The sequence below is a fragment of the Bacillus sp. SIMBA_005 genome (genome assembly GCF_046535585.1).
GTDB lineage: Bacteria > Bacillota > Bacilli > Bacillales > Bacillaceae > Bacillus > Bacillus pumilus.
The window spans coordinates 1-307 of the sequence record NZ_JAWRWI010000184.1; the positions used below are offsets into that span (position 1 = coordinate 1).

1 protein-coding gene is annotated in these 307 nt (G+C 42.0%); it reads left to right on the top strand.

What is annotated here, in order from left to right:
• A partial coding sequence (locus tag SB660_RS19680; protein WP_410583945.1) for a carbamoyl phosphate synthase preATP-grasp domain-containing protein occupies positions 1–307 on the top strand: 307 nt, incomplete at both ends.

Here is a 307-nt window from a genome sequence, read left to right on the forward strand (position 1 = left end):
TATGCGTACCGTAAAGAAAACGGCATTATCCCGGTCTACAAAATGGTTGATACATGTGCAGCAGAGTTTGAATCTGAAACACCATATTTCTACGGTACTTATGAGGAAGAAAACGAATCCATCAAATCTGATAAACCATCCGTGATTGTATTAGGTTCGGGTCCAATCCGTATCGGTCAAGGGGTAGAGTTCGACTACGCAACAGTGCACTCTGTATGGGCAATCCAAGAAGCGGGCTATGAAGCAATCATTATTAACTCAAACCCAGAAACAGTATCAACGGACTTCTCGATTTCAGATAAGCTAT